This window comes from Actinomadura sp. NBRC 104412, from assembly GCF_030269515.1.
Taxonomy (GTDB): domain Bacteria; phylum Actinomycetota; class Actinomycetes; order Streptosporangiales; family Streptosporangiaceae; genus Spirillospora.
This window is the reverse complement of the sequence record NZ_BSTM01000045.1, coordinates 22,659-42,194: the sequence shown is the minus strand read 5'-3', so window position 1 is coordinate 42,194 and position 19,536 is coordinate 22,659. Positions and strand designations below refer to the sequence as shown.

Annotated in this window: 19 protein-coding genes; 15 read left to right on the top strand and 4 right to left on the bottom strand. The window is 71.9% G+C overall.

Annotation, left to right across the window (positions count from 1 at the left end; translation table 11 throughout):
- The first annotated feature begins 335 nt into the window (after positions 1 to 335).
- Positions 336 to 686: an ArsR/SmtB family transcription factor gene (locus tag QSK21_RS33500; RefSeq protein WP_285701667.1), complete on the top strand. Its 351-nt coding sequence runs from the start codon at positions 336 to 338 to the stop codon at positions 684 to 686.
- 3 nt (positions 687 to 689) lie between these two features.
- Positions 690 to 1,940, top strand: a complete 1,251-nt coding sequence (locus tag QSK21_RS33495; protein WP_285701666.1) for a GNAT family N-acetyltransferase — start codon at positions 690 to 692, stop codon at positions 1,938 to 1,940.
- 142 nt (positions 1,941 to 2,082) lie between these two features.
- On the opposite strand, the gene QSK21_RS33490 is transcribed toward QSK21_RS33495, so the two are convergent.
- Positions 2,083 to 2,772, bottom strand: a complete 690-nt coding sequence (locus QSK21_RS33490) for a GntR family transcriptional regulator (protein WP_285701665.1) — start codon at positions 2,770 to 2,772, stop codon at positions 2,083 to 2,085.
- Between the two features lie 97 nt (positions 2,773 to 2,869).
- On the opposite strand from QSK21_RS33490, the gene QSK21_RS33485 reads away from it, so the two are divergent.
- From QSK21_RS33485 to QSK21_RS33440, 11 genes are all read left to right on the top strand, one after another.
- Positions 2,870 to 3,661 (top strand): FAD binding domain-containing protein, encoded by a 792-nt coding sequence (locus QSK21_RS33485; protein ID WP_285701663.1) that lies wholly within the window; start codon positions 2,870 to 2,872, stop codon positions 3,659 to 3,661.
- Between the two features lie 11 nt (positions 3,662 to 3,672).
- Positions 3,673 to 4,182, top strand: coding sequence for a (2Fe-2S)-binding protein (locus QSK21_RS33480; protein ID WP_285701662.1), 510 nt, complete (start codon positions 3,673 to 3,675; stop codon positions 4,180 to 4,182).
- Positions 4,182 to 5,564: a xanthine dehydrogenase family protein molybdopterin-binding subunit gene (locus QSK21_RS36295; RefSeq protein WP_352231362.1), complete on the top strand. Its 1,383-nt coding sequence runs from the start codon at positions 4,182 to 4,184 to the stop codon at positions 5,562 to 5,564. The genes QSK21_RS33480 and QSK21_RS36295 overlap by 1 nt, the downstream gene beginning before the upstream one ends.
- Positions 5,565 to 5,567: 3 nt before the next feature.
- A complete protein-coding gene (locus tag QSK21_RS36290) occupies positions 5,568 to 6,584 on the top strand; it encodes a xanthine dehydrogenase family protein molybdopterin-binding subunit (RefSeq protein ID WP_352231361.1) in 1,017 nt (338 codons plus the stop codon).
- Positions 6,574 to 7,431, top strand: a complete 858-nt coding sequence (locus QSK21_RS33470) for an AAA family ATPase (RefSeq protein WP_285701661.1) — start codon at positions 6,574 to 6,576, stop codon at positions 7,429 to 7,431. Before QSK21_RS36290 ends, QSK21_RS33470 begins: the two co-directional genes overlap by 11 nt.
- The gene (locus QSK21_RS33465) at positions 7,424 to 8,539 is read left to right on the top strand and encodes a vWA domain-containing protein (protein ID WP_285701660.1); all 1,116 of its coding nucleotides are present in this window, start codon (positions 7,424 to 7,426) and stop codon (positions 8,537 to 8,539) included. Before QSK21_RS33470 ends, QSK21_RS33465 begins: the two co-directional genes overlap by 8 nt.
- A 17-nt stretch (positions 8,540 to 8,556) precedes the next feature.
- Positions 8,557 to 9,456 (top strand): amidohydrolase family protein, encoded by a 900-nt coding sequence (locus tag QSK21_RS33460; protein ID WP_285701659.1) that lies wholly within the window; start codon positions 8,557 to 8,559, stop codon positions 9,454 to 9,456.
- A gap of 48 nt (positions 9,457 to 9,504) precedes the next feature.
- Entirely contained in the window at positions 9,505 to 9,786 is a 282-nt protein-coding gene (locus tag QSK21_RS33455; RefSeq protein ID WP_285701658.1) for a YciI family protein, read from the top strand.
- 136 nt (positions 9,787 to 9,922) lie between these two features.
- A complete protein-coding gene (locus tag QSK21_RS33450; RefSeq protein ID WP_285701657.1) occupies positions 9,923 to 12,187 on the top strand; it encodes a xanthine dehydrogenase family protein molybdopterin-binding subunit in 2,265 nt (754 codons plus the stop codon).
- A complete protein-coding gene (locus QSK21_RS33445) occupies positions 12,184 to 12,648 on the top strand; it encodes a (2Fe-2S)-binding protein (RefSeq protein ID WP_285701656.1) in 465 nt (154 codons plus the stop codon). The genes QSK21_RS33450 and QSK21_RS33445 overlap by 4 nt, the downstream gene beginning before the upstream one ends.
- Entirely contained in the window at positions 12,645 to 13,460 is an 816-nt protein-coding gene (locus QSK21_RS33440; RefSeq protein ID WP_285701655.1) for an FAD binding domain-containing protein, read from the top strand. Before QSK21_RS33445 ends, QSK21_RS33440 begins: the two co-directional genes overlap by 4 nt.
- Positions 13,461 to 13,542: 82 nt before the next feature.
- Here the strand turns inward: QSK21_RS33440 and QSK21_RS33435 are convergent, their stop codons facing one another.
- The 3 genes from QSK21_RS33435 to QSK21_RS33425 all read right to left on the bottom strand — a co-directional run bounded on the left by QSK21_RS33435 (position 13,543) and on the right by QSK21_RS33425 (position 17,415).
- Positions 13,543 to 14,349 (bottom strand): endonuclease/exonuclease/phosphatase family protein, encoded by an 807-nt coding sequence (locus tag QSK21_RS33435; protein ID WP_285701654.1) that lies wholly within the window; start codon positions 14,347 to 14,349, stop codon positions 13,543 to 13,545.
- Positions 14,350 to 14,440: 91 nt separating this feature from the next.
- Complete coding sequence (locus tag QSK21_RS33430) at positions 14,441 to 14,917, bottom strand: hypothetical protein (RefSeq protein WP_285701653.1); 477 nt, start codon at positions 14,915 to 14,917, stop codon at positions 14,441 to 14,443.
- Positions 14,918 to 15,177: 260 nt separating this feature from the next.
- Positions 15,178 to 17,415 (bottom strand): MMPL family transporter, encoded by a 2,238-nt coding sequence (locus QSK21_RS33425; RefSeq protein WP_285701652.1) that lies wholly within the window; start codon positions 17,413 to 17,415, stop codon positions 15,178 to 15,180.
- 208 nt (positions 17,416 to 17,623) lie between these two features.
- On the opposite strand from QSK21_RS33425, the gene QSK21_RS33420 reads away from it, so the two are divergent.
- Both QSK21_RS33420 and QSK21_RS33415 read left to right on the top strand, forming a co-directional pair.
- On the top strand, positions 17,624 to 18,841 hold the full coding sequence (locus tag QSK21_RS33420; RefSeq protein ID WP_285701651.1) for a sensor histidine kinase: 1,218 nt from the start codon (positions 17,624 to 17,626) through the stop codon (positions 18,839 to 18,841).
- Positions 18,838 to 19,536 carry a response regulator transcription factor gene (locus QSK21_RS33415; RefSeq protein ID WP_285701650.1) on the top strand — a complete coding sequence of 233 codons (699 nt, stop codon included), beginning with the start codon at positions 18,838 to 18,840 and terminating at the stop codon, positions 19,534 to 19,536. Before QSK21_RS33420 ends, QSK21_RS33415 begins: the two co-directional genes overlap by 4 nt.

Genomic DNA, 19,536 nt, shown 5'->3' with positions numbered 1-19,536 from the left:
TGCTGCTGCGCCCCCACGACACCACCCGCCGGAACAGGTACCGCGCCACCTCATCAGGCGACAACCGCCGCTGCCCACGGAAGGTACAGGTCACGCCGTACTCGTTCTCAAGCCCGAAAATGCGCCTCTCCACACCGCGAGCCTATGCGGCCGTGATCGAAGTTGGCAGTCTCCGAGGCCGCCGGGTTGCCTCCGGAAAATGAACGTACGCCGACATGCCGGGGCATTCGGGCTCCCGGAACGGCGACCCGCCCGAGGACGGCTCCGGCTGCCGCTGAGCGACCCGTCACCAGGTCCTTGCCTGCGGGCACTTCATCGTCTATCGTCGATGAACGATGAAGCAAACGGTGACCGCCCAGCCGCTCGACCGGCCCACCGCCGCGGAGTACGCGTCCTGGTTCAAGGCCCTGGCCGACCCCACCCGCATCCAGATCGTGTCGCTGCTGGCCCGGCACGGGACACCCATGACCGTGGGGCGGATCGTCGAGGCCGTGGACGTGGGCCAGTCCACCGTCTCGGCCCACCTCAAACAACTGGCGGCGGTGCGGTTCGTGCTCGCCGAACGGCGGGGCACCGCCACCCTCTACCGGATCAACGACGCCTGCGTCGACTGCTTCCCCAGCGCCGCCGACGTCGTCATGGGACGTCCCGTCCCCGCGGTCCCCGGCCCCTGCCAGGAGAGATGAGCCATGCCGCAGCAGCCATCCCGCGAACAGATCATCGCCCGCTACTCCGACCTCGCCCGTACGGCCGCCACCGGCGGCCGGCCCAACGACTACGGCCCCGGCACCGAGCCCGACGCCTGCTTCGGCGCCGCCGCCTACCCCGCGGGCGAACCGGTTCCCGAAGCGGCCCGGCGGGCCGGCCTCGGGTGCGGCAACCCGCTGGCCGTCGCCGAGATCGCGCCGGGCGAGACCGTGCTGGACCTCGGCTCGGGCGGCGGCCTGGACGTGATCCTGTCCGCCCGCCGCACCGGCCCCGCCGGACGCGTCTACGGCCTGGACGCCGGCACCGACATGATCGCCCTGGCCACCGCCAACGCCCGTCAGGCCGGCGCGGGCAACGTCGAGTTCCTGCACGGTTACCTGGAGGAGATCCCGCTACCCGACAGGCACATCGACGTGGTCATCTCCAACTGCGTCATCAACCTGTCCACCGACAAGCCCGCCGCACTCGCCGAGGCGTTCCGCGTGCTCCGTCCCGGCGGCCGCCTCGGGATCACCGATGTCATCGCCGCGGACGGCCTCAGCCCCGAACGCCGCAGGGCCACCGAGGAGGCGACCGGCTGCGCCGCCGGAGCCGTCACCGCCGGCGACTACCGCGACCAGCTCCTGGACGCCGGGTTCACCACCGCCACCGTCCAGGTCACGCACCCGCTCAGCGACGGCGCCCTGCACTCGGCGATCGTCAAGGCCACCAAGCCCGCCGCGCCGGACGGAGTGGAGATCCGCCCGATGCGCGCCGCCGACGCCGCCCAGGTCCTGGCCATCTACCAGGAAGGACTCGACACCGGCCACGCCAGCTTCGAGGTCACCGCACCCTCCTGGGAGGACTTCGACGCGGGCAAGCTCCCCCGCCACCGCCACGTCGCCGTCGACACCGCCACCGGAGACCTGCTCGGCTGGGTCGCCGTCTCGCCCGTCTCCTCCCGCTGCGTGTACAAAGGCGTGGTCGAGGACTCGATCTACGTCGGTACCGCCGCACGCGGCCGAGGCGTCGGCGCCGCACTGCTCACCGCCCTCATCGACTCCACGGAGACCGCCGGGATCTGGACGATCCAGAGCGGCATCTTCCCCGAGAACACCGCCAGCCTCGCCCTCCACGAACGCGCGGGCTTCCGGGTCGTGGGCACACGCGAACGTATCGGCCGCCACCACGGCCGCTGGCGCGACGTCGTCTTCATCGAACGCCGCAGCCCCATCACCGAACCCAACCCCTGAGCCCACCCCCGGCCGGTCGGCTCCGCGAGCCGGACAGGCACCCCGCCGGTGTTACGCCACGGTGCGCTGGTCGGCCATCACCTCGGCGTCGTTGGTGTCCAGCGGGGTCGGCGCGATCGGCGGCGGATCTCGTGGTGACCGTCTACGGGTGGTGTTTCGGGGCGCCGTAGGGGTCGTGGGGGGTGTCGGCGTAGAACCACTGGTGGTCCCGGGCGTGGCGGCAGGCGGCTTCGATGTCGCCAGCCGCCATGACGTCGAGCAGTTCGCGATGCTCCTCGGCGACACGTTCGAGTTTGGGTCGGATGACCATCAGGGCGATGGCCGTGCGCGCCTCTATTTGCAGCGCCTCCCATGAGCGGGTCAGCAGCGCGTTGCCGCCCGCCTGCACGACGTGCCGGTGGAAACGCGCGCTGGCCAGGCCGATGCCGTGGACGTCGTCGGCCTGGGCACAGCGGTCCATCTCCTCGACCGCCTCTTCCAGGCGGTCGAAGGGCAGGGTCCCGGCCAGCATGGCGAGCCGCGTCGCGGTCTCCTCCAGGGCGGCCCGCACGATGTACGCCTCGCGGATCGTCTGCTCGGCGAACGGGAGGACCCGGCTGCCATGGCGGGGCCGGCTCTCGATGAGGCCGAGGCCCTCAAGCTGGCGCAGCGCCTCCCGCACCGGGGCCTGGCTCGTCCCGAACTCGAGGGCGATCCTCGTCTCGATCAGCCGGTCGCCCGCGCCGAGCTCGCCGGAGACGATCCGTTGGAGCAGGCCGTCGCGGATCTGCCGGCTCAGCGTCGGCCGCGTCGAGCGCGGGGCGGCGGACGGGTTCGCCGTGGGGTCTGGCAACACAACTCCTCGTGCGGGTCCACGGTCCTGAGCGCCCTTGACGCTCTCGGACCATGCTATCTAGGCTCAATTATCGATATCGATAATAGGAGCGGCCATGCTGACCTCCGTTCGGGTACCCGAGAGCGCCGAGGAGGCACGCGCGGCGCTCCAGGACGGGGCCCTGCCGCTCGGCGGCGGCACCCATCTGCTGGCGCGGGCGGCCGACCGGGCGGACGGCGACCTCCGGCTGGTGAGCCTGCGCAAGGCGGGGCTGGGCGGCATCGATGTCGAGGGCGACGCGGTGACGCTGGGCGCGGCCACCACGCTCGCCGAGATCGAGGACGACGACCGGCTGGGCTACCTGGCCGGTTGTGTCCGGTCGATCGCCTCGCCACCGGTCCGCGGCCTCGCCACGGTGGCCGGCAACCTGTTCGTACCGCAGCCGTACGGCGACCTGGCGGTGGCCCTCCTCGCGCTGGACGCGGAGCTGGACGTGCTCGGCGCCGACGGCGCGCGCGGCGAGTCGCTTGAGCGGGTCATCGAGGGCGGTCTCCGGCCCGGTGACCTGGTGACCCGCGTACGGTTCACCGCCACGGACACGTTCCGCTTCTACAAGGCGAGCCGACGGCGCCTCAACTCGGCCTCCATCGTCACCGTGGCGGCCCGGATCGCCGTGCGGGACGGGCTGGTCGAGGATGTCCGTCTCGCGCTCGGCGGGGTGGCACGCCGCGTGGTCCGGGCGGCGGGCGCCGAGCGCGTCCTGCGGGGCGCCCCGTTGAACGCCGAGGTCGTCGCGCGGGCGGCGGACGCGGCCGACATCGACCCGTTCGACGACGCCTACGCCTCGGCCTGGTACCGCGCCCGGGTCTTCCCCGTCCACCTGCGTCGTGCCCTGCTCGGGGCCTGAAAGGGGATCGCATGCCGTCCAGGATCGTCACGCTCAGGGTGAACGGCGCCGAGCGGGAGCTGATCGCCAAGCCGTCGACGACGCTGCTGAGCGCGCTGCGCGAGTCGTTCGGGCTGATGGGGGCCAAGCGCGGGTGCGCGCAAGGGGGCTGCGGGGCCTGCACGGTGCTGCTGGACGGCAGGCCGGTGGTCTCGTGCCTGATCCCCGTGGTGACGGTCGAGGGCTCGACGGTGCGGACGGTCGAGGGCCTGGCCGACGGCGAGCGGCTCACCGACGTGCAGGAGGCGTTCGTCGATCATTTCGCGACGCAGTGCGGGTTCTGCACCCCCGGAATGATCATGTCGGCGACCGCCCTGCTCGACCGGAACCCGAACCCGACCCGCGAGGACGTCAACGAGGCGATCTGCGGCAACGTCTGCCGCTGCACCGGATACGAGCCGATCGTGACCGCCGTCCTGGCCGCGGCGGAACGCCGCCGCGCCGCCGAAGGCGCCGCCGAGCTCACGGAGGCCGAGGTCTGATGGCACGCCTCACGCCGATCGACACCGAGTACTTCAAGGGCGAGCGCGCCGGTGGCGACTTCACCGTCATCGGCTCGCCCGTCCAGCGTTCGGACGCCCGCGCGCACGTCACCGGCCGTACGGCCTTCTTCGAGGACCTGACGGTGCCGGGGATGACCCATGTGAAGATCCACCGGTCCACGCGGCACCATGCCCTGATCGACCGTGTCGACGTCTCGGGCGCCCTTGAGGTCCCCGGCGTGCTCCGCGTGATCACCCATGAGGACGTGCCGGGCAACTGGTACACCGTGCTGCGGCTGATCGGCGTCGGGCCCGACGACGAGCCGGTGCTGGCCGAGGACCGGGTCCTCTACCGCGGGGAGCCGATCGTCGCGGTGGTCGCCGAGACCGAGGAGGCCGCCCGCGAGGGCGCCGCCCGGGTCGCCGTGGACTACACCGACCTGCCCGCCGTCCTGGACGTGGAGGAGGCGCTGGCCGACGGCGCTTCGATCATCAAGCGATCGGGCACGAACCATTTCGTGTACGAGGGCCACCACTGCCGCCGGATCCGCTTCGGCGACGTCGAACGGGGCTTCGCGGAGGCGGACCGGATCATCGAGGGACGTTACGCCTCCTCACCGATCGAGCACGCGCCCGTCGAGCCGACCGGCTGCATCGTGGTCCCGCAGGGTGACGGCCGACTGCGGATCCACACCAACACCCAGGCCGCGTTCTTCACCCTCGACAACACCGCGCTCATCCTCGACGTCCCGCCGACCGATCTGCGCGTCGTCGGCGGGACGGTCGGGGGCGGGTTCGGCGGCAAGGTCGACGTCATCGTGGAGCCGCTGGCCTGCCTCGCCGCCATGCTGACCGGCCGGCCGGCCAAGTACGTCTACAGCCGCGCCGAGGAGATGCAGGTGTCGTCCACGCGGGCGGCCGAGCGCATCTACATCAAGGACGGCGTCATGGACGACGGCCGGATCGTGGCCCGCAAGATCACCCTGTATGTGGACGCGGGCGCGTACTCCCGGCACAGCCCGTACGGCACCACCAAGGCGGCCGCGCACATGCCCGGCCCGTACACGATCCCGAACGTGCACGTCGACGCCCACTGCGTGTACACGAACCGGACGCCGTCCAGCGCCATGCGCGGGTTCGGCGTCACGATCGGCGACTTCGCGCTGGAGTCGCACATGGACCGGGTCGCCCGGGAGCTGGGCATCGACCCGCTGCGGCTCCGGCTCAAGAACGCCTACCGCGACGGCGACATGAAGGCGCACCGCAAGGTCGCGTCCGGCACGGCCCTGGTCGAGGTGATGCAGCGCGCGGCCGAGCTGGTGGGGCACGACCTGCCACCGGAGTACCGGGCGATGTCGTCCGCCGAGCGATCGGAGGTCTGAGCGATGGCACTGCGACGCGGACGCGGGTACGCGGCGGTGAACTACCCGACGGGGATGAACCTCGGCGGTGACCCGTCGCAGGCGCTCGTCCACGCGACCACGATGGGCGGGTTCGTCGTCACGCTGTCGTCGGTCGACCTCGGCCAGGGGCTGCGGACGGTCATCGCCCAATGCGCGGCCGAGACCCTCGGCGTACCGATCGAGAACGTCATCATCGACACCGCCGACACCGACACGGGCCCGCACTGCATGGGGACGTTCGCCAGCCGCGGCACCCACCGGATCGGCAACGCCGTGATCATGGCGGCGCGCGAGGCCAGGGACGTCATGCTCCAGGTCGCCGGCGAGGAGCTGGAGGTCGACGCGGAGGACCTGGAGACCGACGGCACGGGGTTCATCCGCCTCAAGGGCTCGTCGGAGAAGAGGATCCACGTCAGCGATGTGGCGCTCGCCGCGCATTTCCGGCAGGGCCGGACCATCTCCGGACGGGGCATCTTCCTCAAGGAGCCGAGCACCCCGGTGCCGGAGACCGGTGAGATGGACCCGGACTCCTGCCAGGCGCACGCGTGCACGGTGGCCGAGGTCGAGGTCGACGACGAGACCGGCGTGATCGAGGTGCTGCGGCTCTACAACACCTACGAGGTCGGCCGGGCGCTGAACCCGGCCCTGGCGACGCAGCAGGTCGAGGGCGGCGCCTGGATGGGACTGTCGCACGCGCTGTTCGAGTCGACCGAGCCGTACTATCCGGAGTCGCGCGAGCACGGCCCGATCGACTTCACCGAGTACCTGATGCCGGGGCCGGCCGACCTTCCGTCGCAGACGAGCGTGTTCCTGGAACGGCCCGCCGACAACGGGCCGTTCGGGGCCAAGGGGATCGGCGAGATGACGGCCAACGCGCCCATCCCCGCGATCGCCAACGCCGTGTACGACGCGGTCGGCGTGCGGCTGACGAGCATGCCGTTCACCCCCGAAAAGGTGCTGCGCGGACTCGACGCCCTGCGGGCCGGTCATGCCGGTTGACCCGGACGCGCTGGACCGGCGGCTGACCGCCGAGGGCTACCTCGCCGACGAGGGGCTGCTCACCGCCGTCCACCTGGCCCGCGCGCTGGAGCTGCCGCTGCTGCTGGAGGGCGAGCCGGGGGTCGGCAAGACCGAGGTCGCCGGCGTCCTGGCACGGGTCCTCGGCCGCGAGCTGATCCGGTTGCAGTGCTACGAGGGGCTGGACGCCTCCCAGGCCCTGTACGAGTGGGACTATCCGAAGCAGTTGCTGCACCTGCGGGCGGCCGAGGTGGAGGGGCGCGGCGTCGGCGACCTGTACCGGGACGAGTTCCTGCTGGAACGCCCGCTGCTGCGGGCGCTGCGGGCGGAGTCCGGCGCGGTGCTGCTGATCGACGAGATCGACCGGTCCGACAGCGAGTTCGAGGCGTTCCTGCTGGAGTTCCTGAGCGACTTCCAGATCACCATCCCCGAGCTGGGCACCATCGGCGCGGCGAGCGTGCCGCTGGTCGTCCTCACCTCCAACCGGACCCGCGAGCTGCACGACGCGCTCAAGCGCCGCTGCCTCTACCACTGGATCCCGTTCCCCGACGCGGAACGGGAACGCGCGATCATCCGCGCGCAGGCGCCCGGCCTGGACGAGCGGAGCGCGTCCCGCCTCGTCGCCGCCGTACACCGGATCCGCGGGCTGGCCCTGCTGAAACGCCCCGGGATCGCCGAGTCGATCGCCTGGGCCCGCGGCGCGCAGGTCCTGGTCCGCGAGGGTTCGACCTGGCTGGAGGCGGCACGCCGGTCGGTGGGGCTGCTCGTCAAGCACGAGGAGGACCTGGCGCTGGTCGGCCGCCACGCCGCGGAGGTGTTCGGTGACTGACCGGGACCTGGCCGCGCGCGTCGCCGATCACGTCCACGGATTCCTCCGCGACCTGAACGAGCAGGGCATGCGGGTGCCGGTGCCGAAACAGCGGGTCTTCCTCCAGGCGATCGAGACGGTCGGGCCGCGTGACACCGCGCATCTCTACTGGATCGGGGAGGCCACCCTCACCACGTCCCGTGAAGACCTGGAGGTGTACGTTCCCACGTTCGAGCGCTGGTTCGGCGAGGTGGCGGCGGCGCCCGTCCGTGAGCGGGAATCCCCCGACGACGAGGTGCCCGCGTCGCACGGGAAGGGACGGGAAGGCTCCCTCACGGCGGCGCTCGGCGGTTCGGCGGGCCTGGCGGCCAGCCCCTCGGAACGCGAGGGGCGCCCGGCCTTCGGCACCGCGAGCGAGGACGACCGGACGATCCTCGCGCTGCTGCGGCGCGAGCTGCCCGGTGCCGCGCCCACGATCCGCTCCCGGCGCCGGAGACCCGCGCGGCGGGGTCCGTGGATCGACGTCGCCAGGATCTGCCGCGAGTCCCGGCGCGGCCACGGCGAGATCGTGACGCTGCGGCGGCGGGACCGTCCATGGCGGCAGCGCCGGGTGCTGCTGCTCATCGACGTGTCCGGGTCGATGAAGCGGCACAGCGCGGACTACCTCCGCTTCGCCCATGCGGTGGTCCGCCGCCTCGACCGCGTCGAGGCGTTCACCTTCGGCACCCGGCTGACCCGCGTCACCGAGGCGCTTTGCGCAAGGGACGTGGACGCGGCGGTCGGCTCGCTGAGCGACATCGTCCTGGACGCCGAAGGAGGGACCCGGATCGGGGCATCGCTCCAGGAGTTCCTCGGCAACGCCCGGTACGTCACGATGGCGCGCGACGCCCTGGTGATCGTGCTCTCCGATGGCCTGGAACGCGGCGACTGCCGTCCCATGGAGGCGGCCGTGCGGCGGCTGTCGCTGCTGAGCCACCGGCTGCTGTGGTGGTCGCCGCTCGCCTGCGACCCCGCGTACCGGCCGGTCACCCGCGGCATGTCCGCCGTGCTCGGCAGCGTGGACGCGCTCGCGGGCGTACGCGACCTGCGTACGGCGTACGAGCAGGTGCGGACCCTGGCCACGAGATGATCAGGAGGTGATGCGGCATGCCGCGCTACACGGGTGACATCGTCGACTCGCACCACCACATCTGGCGGGCCGGGGACCTGCCATGGCTGTCCGGCCCGATGGTGCCGCGGATCTTCGGCCCGTACGAGCCGATCAGGAGGGACTACCTGATCGGCGAGTACATCGCCGACGCCACGGCCTCCGGGATCGGCGAGTCGGTCTACGTGCAGACGAACTGGCCGCTCGACCGGGTCGTGGACGAGGTGCGGTGGCTCCGCGACGTCCATGAGGAGACGGGCTGGCCGATGGCCGTCATCGGGTCCGTCGACCTGTTCGACGAGGACGCCCCGGAGACCATGCGGCGGCAGGCCGCGCTCACGCCGCTGCTCCGGGGCACCCGGCAGCAACTGCACTGGCACGAGCGCCCGGAGTTCCGGTTCGCCGACGCACCCGACCGCATGAAGGACCCGGTTTTCCGCAAGAACATCGGCGCGCTCGCCGACCTCGGCTGGCTGTTCGAGCTCCAGGTCTTCCCCGAGCAGATGCCGGACGCGGCCGAGCTGGTCGCAACCTTCCCCGGCATCACCTTCGTCCTCGTCCACGCGGGCATGCTCATCGGCCACGAGTACCTCGATCCATGGCGGGCCGGGCTCGACGCGCTGGCCGAGGCGTCCAACGTCGTCGTCAAGCTCACCGGGCAGGGCACCTTCGTCCACCGGGTCGATCCCGATCTCATCTCCCTGGTCGCCGGCGAGGTGATCGACCGCTTCGGGGCCGATCGGGCCATGTTCGGCACCAACTTCCCCGTCGAGAAGATCTGGACCGCGATGCCGCCGCTCGTCGAGGCGTGGAAGGACGCGCTGGCCCACCTGCCGCCCGCCGACCAGCACGCCGTCTTCGCCGGCACCGCCCGGCGGGTGTACGGACTGCGGGCCTGAACGAGATCACCCGAAGCCGCAACCGTCCCACGACAGAAGGAGAACCGCATGGCACTGTTCGTCCTGACCTACGGCTACAACGACACCCCGGCGCGGGCGGAACGCCGCGACGACCACCTGGCGCACCTCAAGAGGCTCGAAGCGCAGGGCAGCCTCGCCGCCGCCGGCCCGTACGAGGACCTGACGGGCGGCATGATCATCCTGCGTGCCGAGGACGAGGCCGCCGCCCAGGCCCTCGTCGAGCAGGACCCCTACACGCGGTTCGAGGTCACCAAGGACCGCACGCTCCGTGAGTGGCGCGTGACGGTCGGATCGCTCGACCCCGCCTGACCGCCCGGGGCACGGTCTCCGCCCCCGGGGATCGGGAGCGCGCCCGCCAAAAACCGTGGCGATTGATGCGGAGCTTGATTGCCGTTTCAACTAGGCATGTGGTCTGATCGGCCCACGGCGAGTTTGGAGGCGATTCATGAGCATCATGGGCACGCGGGTGGCGCGCTTCGAGGACCCGCGGCTGCTGACCGCCGGGGGCACCTATACCGACGACCTGCGCGAGCCGGAGCTGGCCGGGGCCGCGCATGTCACGTTCGTGCGCAGCCCGATGGCGCACGCGCGGATCACCGAGATCGACGTCTCCGCGGCGCTGGAGTCGCCCGGGGTCGTCGCGGTGCTGACCGGCGCCGATCTCGACAACCCCCCGGCGCCCACCCCCGAGGCCCCGACACCCGAGCCCCTGCTGGCCACGGACACGGTGCGGTACGCGGGCGAACCGGTCGCGATGGTGATCACCGATGGCCGCGGCCAGGGGGAGGACGCCGCCGAACTGGTGAGCGTGGACTACGACCCGCTGCCACCGGTCGTGGACTTCGACACCGCGCTGGCCGGCGAGACGCTGCTGTTCCCGGCCGCCGAGTCCAACGTGATCGCCGCCGGCGGGGCCGAGGAGGCCGACGCGGCCGCCTTCGACGGCTGCGACGTCGTGGTGGAGCACTCGTTCGTCAACCAGCGGGTCGCACCGGTGCCCCTGGAGACCCGCGCCGCCGCCTCCGTCTGGGCGGACGGCAAGCTCACCGTGTGGCTCAGCACCCAGAACGCGCAGATGTCGCGGGACGCCATCGCCGGCGCCGCCGGGCTCGACGCCTCCGCGGTACGGGTGATCACGCCCGATGTGGGCGGCGGGTTCGGCGCCAAGATCGGCGTCGACCGTGACTGCATCGCCGTGGCCTGGGCGGCCAAGAAGACCGGGCGGGCGCTGCGCTGGGCGGAGACGCGCAGCGAGAACATGGTCGGCATGACCCACGGCCGCGGCCAGCGCCATATCGTCAGGCTCGGCGGGGACCGGGACGGCCGGATCAAGGCGTACCGGCTCGACCTCGTCCAGGACGCCGGCGCCTACCCGCGCATGGCGCCGATGCTGGCGACGTTCACCTCGATGATGGCCAGCGGCGTGTACGACATCCCGCACGTCGAGACCAGGTTCCAGGTCGCGCTGACCAACACGACGCCGATCTCCGCCTACCGGGGGGCGGGGCGCCCGGAGGCCACCGCGGCGATCGAGCGGGCGGTCGACCTGTTCGCCGCCGAGATCGGTATGGACCCGGCCGAGGTGCGGCGCCGCAACTTCATCCCGCCGGACAAGTTCCCCCACACCACGCCCGGCGGCGCCGAGTACGACAGCGGCGAGTACGCCGCGGCGCTGGACAAGGTGCTGGACGCGGTCGGCTACGACGAGCTGCGCGCCGAGCAGGCCCGGCGCCGTGAGAGCGGCGACCCGGTGCAGCTCGGCATCGGCCTGTCCGCGTACGTCGAGATCACCGGCGTGCTGGCGGAGGCGGGCGAGACGGGGCGGGTCGTGGTGAACCACGACGGCACGGTGACGGTCTTCACCGGCAGCTCGCCGCACGGGCAGGGGCACGCCACCGCCTGGGCGATGCTCGTCCAGGACGAGCTCGGCGTGCCCATGGACAAGGTCACGGTGCTGCACGGGGACACCGACGCGATCCCGGTGGCGGTCGGCACCTTCGGCTCCCGGTCGCTCCAGCTCGGCGGGACCGCCGTGTACCAGGCCGCGAAGGACGTGAAGGAGAAGGCCCGGGAGCTGGCCGCCGACGAGCTGGAGGCCGACAAGGCCGACCTGGAGTTCGACGCGGACGGCGGGGTGTGGCGGGTCCGCGGCGTCCCGGACGTCGGGCTGGACTGGGCGCGGATCGCCGAGCTGGCCGGTCCCGACGGGCTGGCCGCCGACGCCCACTTCGCCCCCGGCAAGACCACGTTCCCGTTCGGCGCGCACGTCGCCGTCGTGGAGGTCGACACCGAGACCGGGAAGACCAGGCTGGTGCGGCACGTCACCGTCGACGACGCCGGGCCGGTGGTCAACCCGATCCTGGCCGAGGGGCAGCGGCACGGGGGCATCGCGCAGGGCGCCGCGCAGGCGCTTCTGGAGGAGGTGCGCTACGACGCGGACGGCAACCCCGTCACCAGCACGCTCATCGACTATCCCATCATCACCGCGGCGGAACTGCCCAGCTTCGAGCTGGTGCGGATGGAGACCCCCACGACCCTCAACCCGCTGGGCGTGAAGGGCATCGGCGAGGCGGGCACGATCGGGGCCACACCGGCGATCCAGAACGCCGTCGTCGACGCCGTCGCACATCTCGGGGTACGCCATATCGACATGCCGACCACGCCGGAACGGGTGTGGACCGCGATCAACGAAGCGAGGGCCGGAAAGTGAAGGTGACCATCACGGTCAACGGCGAGCCGATCCAGGAGGACGTGGAGGACCGCACCCTGCTCGTCCACTTCCTGCGGGACGTCGCCGGCCGTACCGCCACCAACGTCGGCTGCGACACCACCTCGTGCGGTGCCTGCACCGTGCTGCTCGACGGAGAGTCGGTCAAGTCGTGCACCGTCCTCGCCGCCCAGGCGGACGGCGCCGCGGTCACCACCGCCGAAGGGCTGGCCGGCCCGGACGGCGAGCTGCATCCGGTGCAGCGGGCCTTCCACGAGGAGCACGGCCTGCAATGCGGCTTCTGCACGCCCGGCATGATGATGGCCGCGGTCTCGCTGCTCAAGGAGAACTCGCGCCCGTCCGAGGAGGAGGTGCGGGCCGGCCTGGAGGGCAACCTCTGCCGGTGCACCGGTTACCACAACATCGTCCGCGCGGTGCTCGCCGCGGCGGAGGAGGAGAAATGATCCCGGCGACCTTCACCTACCGGCGGGCCGAATCGGCGGACCAGGCCATCGAGCTGGTCGCGGAGCACGGTGACGAGGCGAAGCTGCTGGCCGGCGGCCACTCCCTGCTGCCGCTCATGAAGCTGCGCCTCGCCGTGCCCGAGGTGCTCGTGGACATCGGCCGGATCCGCGACCTGTCCTATGTCCGGGACGGCGGCGACCACATCGCGATCGGCGCGCTCACCCGCCACGCCGAGCTCGAACGCTCCGAGCTGCTGTCCCGGGAGCTGCCGCTGCTCGCGTACAGCGCGGGCCAGGTCGGCGACCCGCAGGTACGCCACCGCGGCACCATCGGCGGGTCGCTGGCGCACGGCGACCCGGCGTCCGACCTGCCCGCCGTGGTGCTCGCGCTGGACGCCACGCTGGTGGCCCGGGGTCCGAACGGCACGCGCGAGTTCCCCGCGTCGGAGTTCTTCCACGGCCTCTGGGAGACGGCGCTGGAGCCGGACGAGCTGCTCACCGAGATCCGGATCCCCAAGCCGGCGGCGTCCGGATGGTCGTTCCAGAAGTTCACCAAGCGCGCCATCGACTGGGCGATCGTCGGCGTCGCCGTCCAGGGCGACGCGGTCGCGCTGATCAACATGGGCGCGACGCCGCTGCGCGCCACCGCGGTCGAGCAGGCGCTGGCCGCCGGGACGCCGGTGCCCGAGGCGGCGCGGCTGGCCGCCGAAGGCACCGAGGCGCCGGGCGACCTGAACGCCAGTCCCGCGTACCGCGAGCATCTGACCCGCGTCCTGGTCCGCCGCGCCCTTGAGGAGTCCCGCGCCCGGTAGGAGTGACGCGTCCGGCAGATCGATCTCAACCGCCCCGGTCAGGCCGCATCCCGGAAGGGACGGCCTGACCGGGGCGCCGTCGTCACCGGTGCTTGAGGTCGAGCACCAGGGCGCGGTGGTCGGAGACCTCGGGCTCGGCCGGGATGTCGAACCGTTCGACCGCGGCGGGGTCGGAGACCAGCAGGTAACTGGCGTGCCGGAGCGGTTTCGGGTAGCGGGAGGTCCGGGTGTCGGCCTCGCCGACCAGGTCGGTCAGCCCGAGGTCGGCGAGGACCGTGAAGGTTCTGCTGCCCGGGAGCAGGTTGAAGTCGCCGCACACCACGGTCACGTCGCCGTCCCGGCGTGCCTCCTCGACGAGCGCCGCCAGCCGTTCGGCCTGCGCGTCGCGGGCCGGGGTGTCGGCCTTGCCGCGCGGGTCGCGCAGGCCGTGGAGGTTGACGACGGTGACGAACCGCCGCGTCGCGGGGTCGTGCACGCGCACCGCCAGCGCGGTACGGGGCCGGCCGTCGGTGGGCCACTGGTCGCCGTGTTCGGTGTAGTCGCCGTGGACGAACCCCGATCGCACGCCGACCACGGTGAGGGTCTCGGCGACGAAGGTGGCCAGGCCGAAGTCCTGCCGGTGGTGGCGCCGCCGCTGGTCCTGGACGGGGCCGGCGTCGCTCGCGACGAAGAGTGCGTGGTGGTGCGGGAGGCGGGAGCGGACGTCGGCCAGGAGGTTCGCCCGCTGGGGCAGCGACCGGTCGGCGTCGTCGTAGCGCGTCCAGCCGCCGAGGGACGGGGTGTGGGTGACCTCTTGCAGGCACAGGATGTCGGCGCCGCACGTGTCCAGCCAGGGGCCGAGATCGTCGAACAGCGCGCCGCCCCAGGCGTTCAGGGAGATGATCCGCACGTGAACCAAATCTAAGGCCCCGCGGGCGCGCGGCGGCACGGCCGGGGTTCCCGCCGGCCGTGCCGCCGCGCAATGGGGCGGCGTGATTTGGTCAGCGGCAGTTGCCCCAGGTGTAGCGGCCGCCCGTCGCGTACCTGCCGTTGGGCAGGCGCATGCTCGCGAAGTACTTGACGCACTTCCTGCCGGCGTAGAGCTTGACCGGCCCGGCGTAGTACTTGAAGCGGCCCCGGTCGGTGACGGTCGGACCGTGCCTGACCCCGAGCGTGGCGGACATGGGCGTTGTCCTCCCGATGAAGGCGGACTTGATCGCCACCACGCAGTTCTTCCTCGTCCTGTGGCTGTAAAGCAGGTAGACGTGGCCGTAGGTCCGGTAGCCGTAGGCGATCCTGCGGTGGGCCTTGCCGTGGATGCCGCCGTGGTCGGAAACGATGTAGTACCCGGGCCCGCACAGGCGCTGCGGGCTGTAGGGGTGGGCGCCCGCCTGCGCGGCCGGGACCGCGACGAGCGGCGCGACCGCCGCGGCGAGCGTACCGACGCCCAGGGTTATACGGCGAACTGAGGTGCGCATTTCTTTTTCCTCCCGATTTCGGTTCGGCAGAACCTTCACTGCTAAGACCCCCGAGTGAATCGAAAGGTTGACAGGTGCGATCGTAAATTCCGCGATAAACGGTCGGCACGCGCACCGCGGCTCGTTTATTTCACCATTCTTCGGCAGTCGTTCGAAAAGGCGGGAAAACGTCCCTTGGCGAGTTGCCGGCAGGCGTGGGCGAGGACCCATGCGGAGCGATGCCCGGAACATCGGCTCCGCATGGGCCGTCGGTCGCGGCGTCAGTCATCGCGGCCCGACGACGACCGCGTAAGGGTTCGCACCCGGACCTCGCCCGCGGTCCCGGTCTGGGGAGCGGCGGACGCCTTGGAGGGGCGGCGGCCGGGCATCCACCAGTTGGCCTTGCCGCACAGTTCCATCACCGCGGGGACGAGGATCATGCGGACGATGGTGGCGTCGATCAGCACCGCGACGGCCATCCCCAGCCCGACCTGCTTGACCGAGACGTCGTGGCCGAGCAGCGAGGTGGTGAAGACGGCGATCATGATGGCGGCCGCGGCGGTGATGACCTTGGCGGTACGCGCCACCCCGTGGGCGATGGCCGTCCGGGTGTCGGCGGCGCGCTCGTACTCCTCGCGGACCCGGGAGATCAGGAAGACCTGGTAGTCCATGGACAGGCCGAACAGGACCGGGAACATCACCATCGGCACCCAGGCCGTGATCGGCATGTCGGTGGCGAACCCGAGGGCCGTGCCCAGCCAGCCCCACTGCACGACCGCGACGATCACGCCGTAGGCGGCGCCGATCGACAGCAGGTTCATCACGGCCGCCTGGAGCGCGATCGTGACCGACCGCACCAGCGCGATCAGCAGCACCATGGACAGCCCGATGACGACCACGATCATCAGCGGCAGGCGCGAGCCGACCTCCTCGGCGAAGTCGATCGTGGCGGCGTTCGGGCCGCCGACGTGGACGCCGTCGCCGCCGGGCGCCTTGGGCAGCACGTCGTCGCGGAGCCGGTGCACCAGATCGACGGTCGCCTCGTCCTGGTATCCGGTCTCGGGGAAGGCCATGAAGGTGGCGGCCCGCCCGTCCCGGCTGACCCGTGGAGGCGTGGTGTAGGCGATGCCCTCCGTACGGCCGACCGCCTGCACGAGGGGACGCAGATCGGCGTCCTTGGACTCGACCCGCGTGGCGAAGACCAGGGGCGCGCCGTACCCGGGACCGAAGCCCTCGCTGAGGATCGTGTACGAGGTGTAACTGCTCCTGTCGTGAGGCTGGACGCTGGCATCGGGAAGGCTCAGCCGCATCGACAGTGTGGGCACGGCCAGGACCAGCAGACCCGCGCCCGCGAGCGTCGCGGCGAGCAGAGGATGGCGTTGCACAACGCCGGCCCAGCGCTCGGCGGGGGCACGGCGTTCCCGGGACGACACCGCACCGGCGGCCTCGTACCGGCGGTCGCGGCGACGGTCTGCGCGGGACGTGCGGCGCGGCAGGCGCAGCGAGCTGATTCTGTGACCGGTGAATCCCAGGAACGCCGGCAGCAGGGTCACCGCGGCGACCATCGTGACCAGCACGGTCACGGACGCGGCGACGGCCACCCCGGTCATCAGCCGCTGTCCCATCACGACCAGGCCCAGCAAGGCGATCACGACGGTGGTGCCCGCGAACAGCACCGCGCGCCCGGCCGTGGCGATGGCGGCGACCGTGGCGTTCTCGGGCCCGTCGCCGTCCCGCAGGCACTCCTTGTAGCGGGTCACGATGAACAGCGCGTAGTCGATGCCGACGCCGAGCCCGATCATCGCCGCGAAGACCGTGGTGAAGTCCGGCGCCGGGACGACATGCCCGACCAGCTTCATCAGGGCGATGCCGCCGAGGATCGCCAGCAGCGCGGTCACGATCGGCAGGCCCATCGCCACCAGGGACCCGAAGGCGATGAACAGGATCACCGCCGCCGCCAGGACGCCCACGCTGTCGGCCGGTCCCTGCGGGGGCGTCTCGGCCTTTTCCGCCTCGTCCCCGCCGAGTCCCAGCGTCACGCCGTCGCCCGAGGCGTCCTTCACCGTGGCCACCAGCGGTTCGACCTGGGACTTCTCCGGCTCCTTGACGGTCAGCGGAATGGTCGTGCGGGCGATCCTGCGGTCCGCCGTCACCAGGGTCCGGTCCTGGTACGGCGACACCACCGGTCCGGTGACCGGTGAGGCGGCCAGGTCGGCGACGACCTTCTCGATCCGCGGCCGGACGGCGGGGTCGTCGATCCCCCGTTCCGTCTTGATGGCGAGGGTCAGCGTGTCGCCCTGGTGCTCGGGGAAGTGCCTCTCGATCAGCTCCTGCGCCTTGGCGGATCCGGAGTCGCCCCCGGAGAAGTCGTTGTCGGAGGCGGCGCCGTAGCCGAAACCGGCGTACGCGAGCGCGATCACGCCGACGATCCAGGCCAGGACGACCGTCCGGCGGCGCCGGTAACAGAACCTCGCCAGGCGCGCCAGCACCCCGTCGGCACGGAAATTGTTGGCTGTCATCGAATTCTCCTCAAGTGACATCGGTGACGCAGAGTGCGCTTCATGGCGGGATCGTCGCGCCATTGGGGTGCCCGCGGCTTCTGACGGCGAACGGCGACAAGTACGTAATCGGGCGTAGTGGGTGCGGCTCTCGCTACGCCTGCCGGTGGAGCCCTTTCGCGCTTTGAGGGGGAGCCTCGCTCGCGCGGCTGAACTGTACGATTGCGCCATGAAACGCCGCGCCGCATCGTTCTCCCCTGGGGTGGTGGCGCAGGACGTGGCGCTCGCGTTCTTCATCACCGTGATGCAGGTGCAGGGCACGATCGCCCGCGTCGCCGCCGAGGGGGCACTGCGACCGCTCAGCGACATCGGGAACCTGGGGTACGCGCTCCTGGTGGTGAGCGGTCTGGCCCTGGCCGTCCGCCGCCGGTGGCCGGTCGCGGTGTTCGTCACCGTCGCGCTCGCCAGCCTGGTGTACTACGGTCTCGACTTCCCCGACGGGCCGGGGTGGCTCGCGGTCTTCCTCTCCCTCTACAGCCTCGCCGCCTACGGTGACGGGCGCCGGTCGGTGGCGATCGCCGGCGCGGGCATCGCGGTGCTGGCCGTCGGGTGGCTGGTGGCGGGTGCCGACGTCGAGCCGCCCGAAGCCCTCGGCTGGGTGTTCTTCCGCATCGGCGCCGCGGTGATGAGCGCGGCCCTCGGCGAGTCCGTGCGGTCCCGGCGGGTCATCGCGGTGGAGGCGCAGAAGCGCGCGGAGCTGGCGGAACGGACCCGCGAGGAGGAGGCGCGCGCCCGGGTCGACGCCGAACGGCTCCGGATCGCGCGCGAGGTCCACGACACCGTCGCGCACGCCATCGCGATCATCAACGTGCAGGCCGGGGTCACCGCGCACGTCCTCGACAAGCGGCCCGAACAGGCCCGCGACGCGCTCAGGACCATCGAGCAGACCAGTTCCCGGGCGCTGCGGGAGATGCGGGCGATCCTCGGCGTCCTGCGCGACGGCGACGACGACCGCACGCCGTACCCGGGCCTGGAGCAGATCGGCGAGCTCGCCGCCAAGGCACGCGCCGCCGGGCTGGACGTGACGCTCGAAGCGACCGCGCCCACGGCGCCGCTGCCGAGCGCGGTGGGCAGCGCCGCCTACCGCATCCTCCAGGAGTCGATCACCAACGTGATCCGGCACGCCGGCCCGACCCGGGTGAGGGTCGCGCTGGATCCGGGAACCGACGTCCTGGAGATCCGTGTGACCGACGAGGGCCGCGGTGCCGGGTCCGGCCACGCCCCGGACGCCCGGCAGGCCACGGCCGCCGAACCCGGACGGGGCATCCTCGGCATGCGGGAGCGCTGCCGGCTGCTCGGCGGAGACCTCCACGCCAGCCCCACCCCGGAGGGGGGCTTCGAGGTCACCGCGCGGCTTCCGCTGGTCCCGAACGGGTCGCACCCGTGAACGCCGGAGCCGCGACACCACCGGCCAATGCTCCGATCAAGGTCCTGGTGGCCGATGACGAGCGGCTCGTGCGCTCCGGCCTCAAGCTGCTGATCGACGTCGAGGACGACGTGACCGTCGTCGGTGAGGCGACCAACGGCGCCGAGGCCGTCGAGCGGGCCCGCGCCGTGCGTCCCGACGTCGTCCTCATGGACATCCGCATGCCGAGGCTGGACGGCATCCAGGCCACGGCCCAGATCACCGAGACGCGCGGGCTGGAGCGCGTGCGGATCCTCATCCTCACCACCTACGACACCGACGCCCACGTGTTCGACGCGCTCCAGGCCGGTGCGAGCGGCTTCCTCCTCAAGGACGCCGGGCCCGCCGAGCTGCTGCACGCCATCCGGGTGATCGCCGCGGGAGAGGCGCTGCTCGCGCCGCGCATCACCCGGCGCCTCATCGGCCAGTTCACCGCGCGGCGGACGGCGGCCCAGGCGGCGGAGGACCGGCTCGCCGTCCTCACCGAGCGCGAACGCGAAGTGCTCGGCCTGGTCGGACAGGGCCTGAGCAACGACGAGATCGGCGCCGAGCTGCACCTCAGCCCGGCCACCGCGCGCACCCATGTCAGCCGCGCGATGGTCAAACTGGGCGCCCGTGACCGCGCGCAGCTCGTCGTCATCGCCTACCAGACGGGACTGGTCACCCCCGACTGTTGA

Coding starts and splice junctions, on each gene's coding strand:
- QSK21_RS33500 (WP_285701667.1), top strand. CDS start 336: ATGAAGCAAACGGTGACCGCCCAGCCGCTCGACCGGCCCACCGCCGCG.
- QSK21_RS33495 (WP_285701666.1), top strand. CDS start 690: ATGCCGCAGCAGCCATCCCGCGAACAGATCATCGCCCGCTACTCCGAC.
- QSK21_RS33485 (WP_285701663.1), top strand. CDS start 2,870: ATGCTGACCTCCGTTCGGGTACCCGAGAGCGCCGAGGAGGCACGCGCG.
- QSK21_RS33480 (WP_285701662.1), top strand. CDS start 3,673: ATGCCGTCCAGGATCGTCACGCTCAGGGTGAACGGCGCCGAGCGGGAG.
- QSK21_RS36295 (WP_352231362.1), top strand. CDS start 4,182: ATGGCACGCCTCACGCCGATCGACACCGAGTACTTCAAGGGCGAGCGC.
- QSK21_RS36290 (WP_352231361.1), top strand. CDS start 5,568: ATGGCACTGCGACGCGGACGCGGGTACGCGGCGGTGAACTACCCGACG.
- QSK21_RS33470 (WP_285701661.1), top strand. CDS start 6,574: ATGCCGGTTGACCCGGACGCGCTGGACCGGCGGCTGACCGCCGAGGGC.
- QSK21_RS33460 (WP_285701659.1), top strand. CDS start 8,557: ATGCCGCGCTACACGGGTGACATCGTCGACTCGCACCACCACATCTGG.
- QSK21_RS33455 (WP_285701658.1), top strand. CDS start 9,505: ATGGCACTGTTCGTCCTGACCTACGGCTACAACGACACCCCGGCGCGG.
- QSK21_RS33450 (WP_285701657.1), top strand. CDS start 9,923: ATGAGCATCATGGGCACGCGGGTGGCGCGCTTCGAGGACCCGCGGCTG.
- QSK21_RS33440 (WP_285701655.1), top strand. CDS start 12,645: ATGATCCCGGCGACCTTCACCTACCGGCGGGCCGAATCGGCGGACCAG.
- QSK21_RS33430 (WP_285701653.1), bottom strand. CDS start 14,917: ATGCGCACCTCAGTTCGCCGTATAACCCTGGGCGTCGGTACGCTCGCC.
- QSK21_RS33425 (WP_285701652.1), bottom strand. CDS start 17,415: ATGACAGCCAACAATTTCCGTGCCGACGGGGTGCTGGCGCGCCTGGCG.
- QSK21_RS33420 (WP_285701651.1), top strand. CDS start 17,624: ATGAAACGCCGCGCCGCATCGTTCTCCCCTGGGGTGGTGGCGCAGGAC.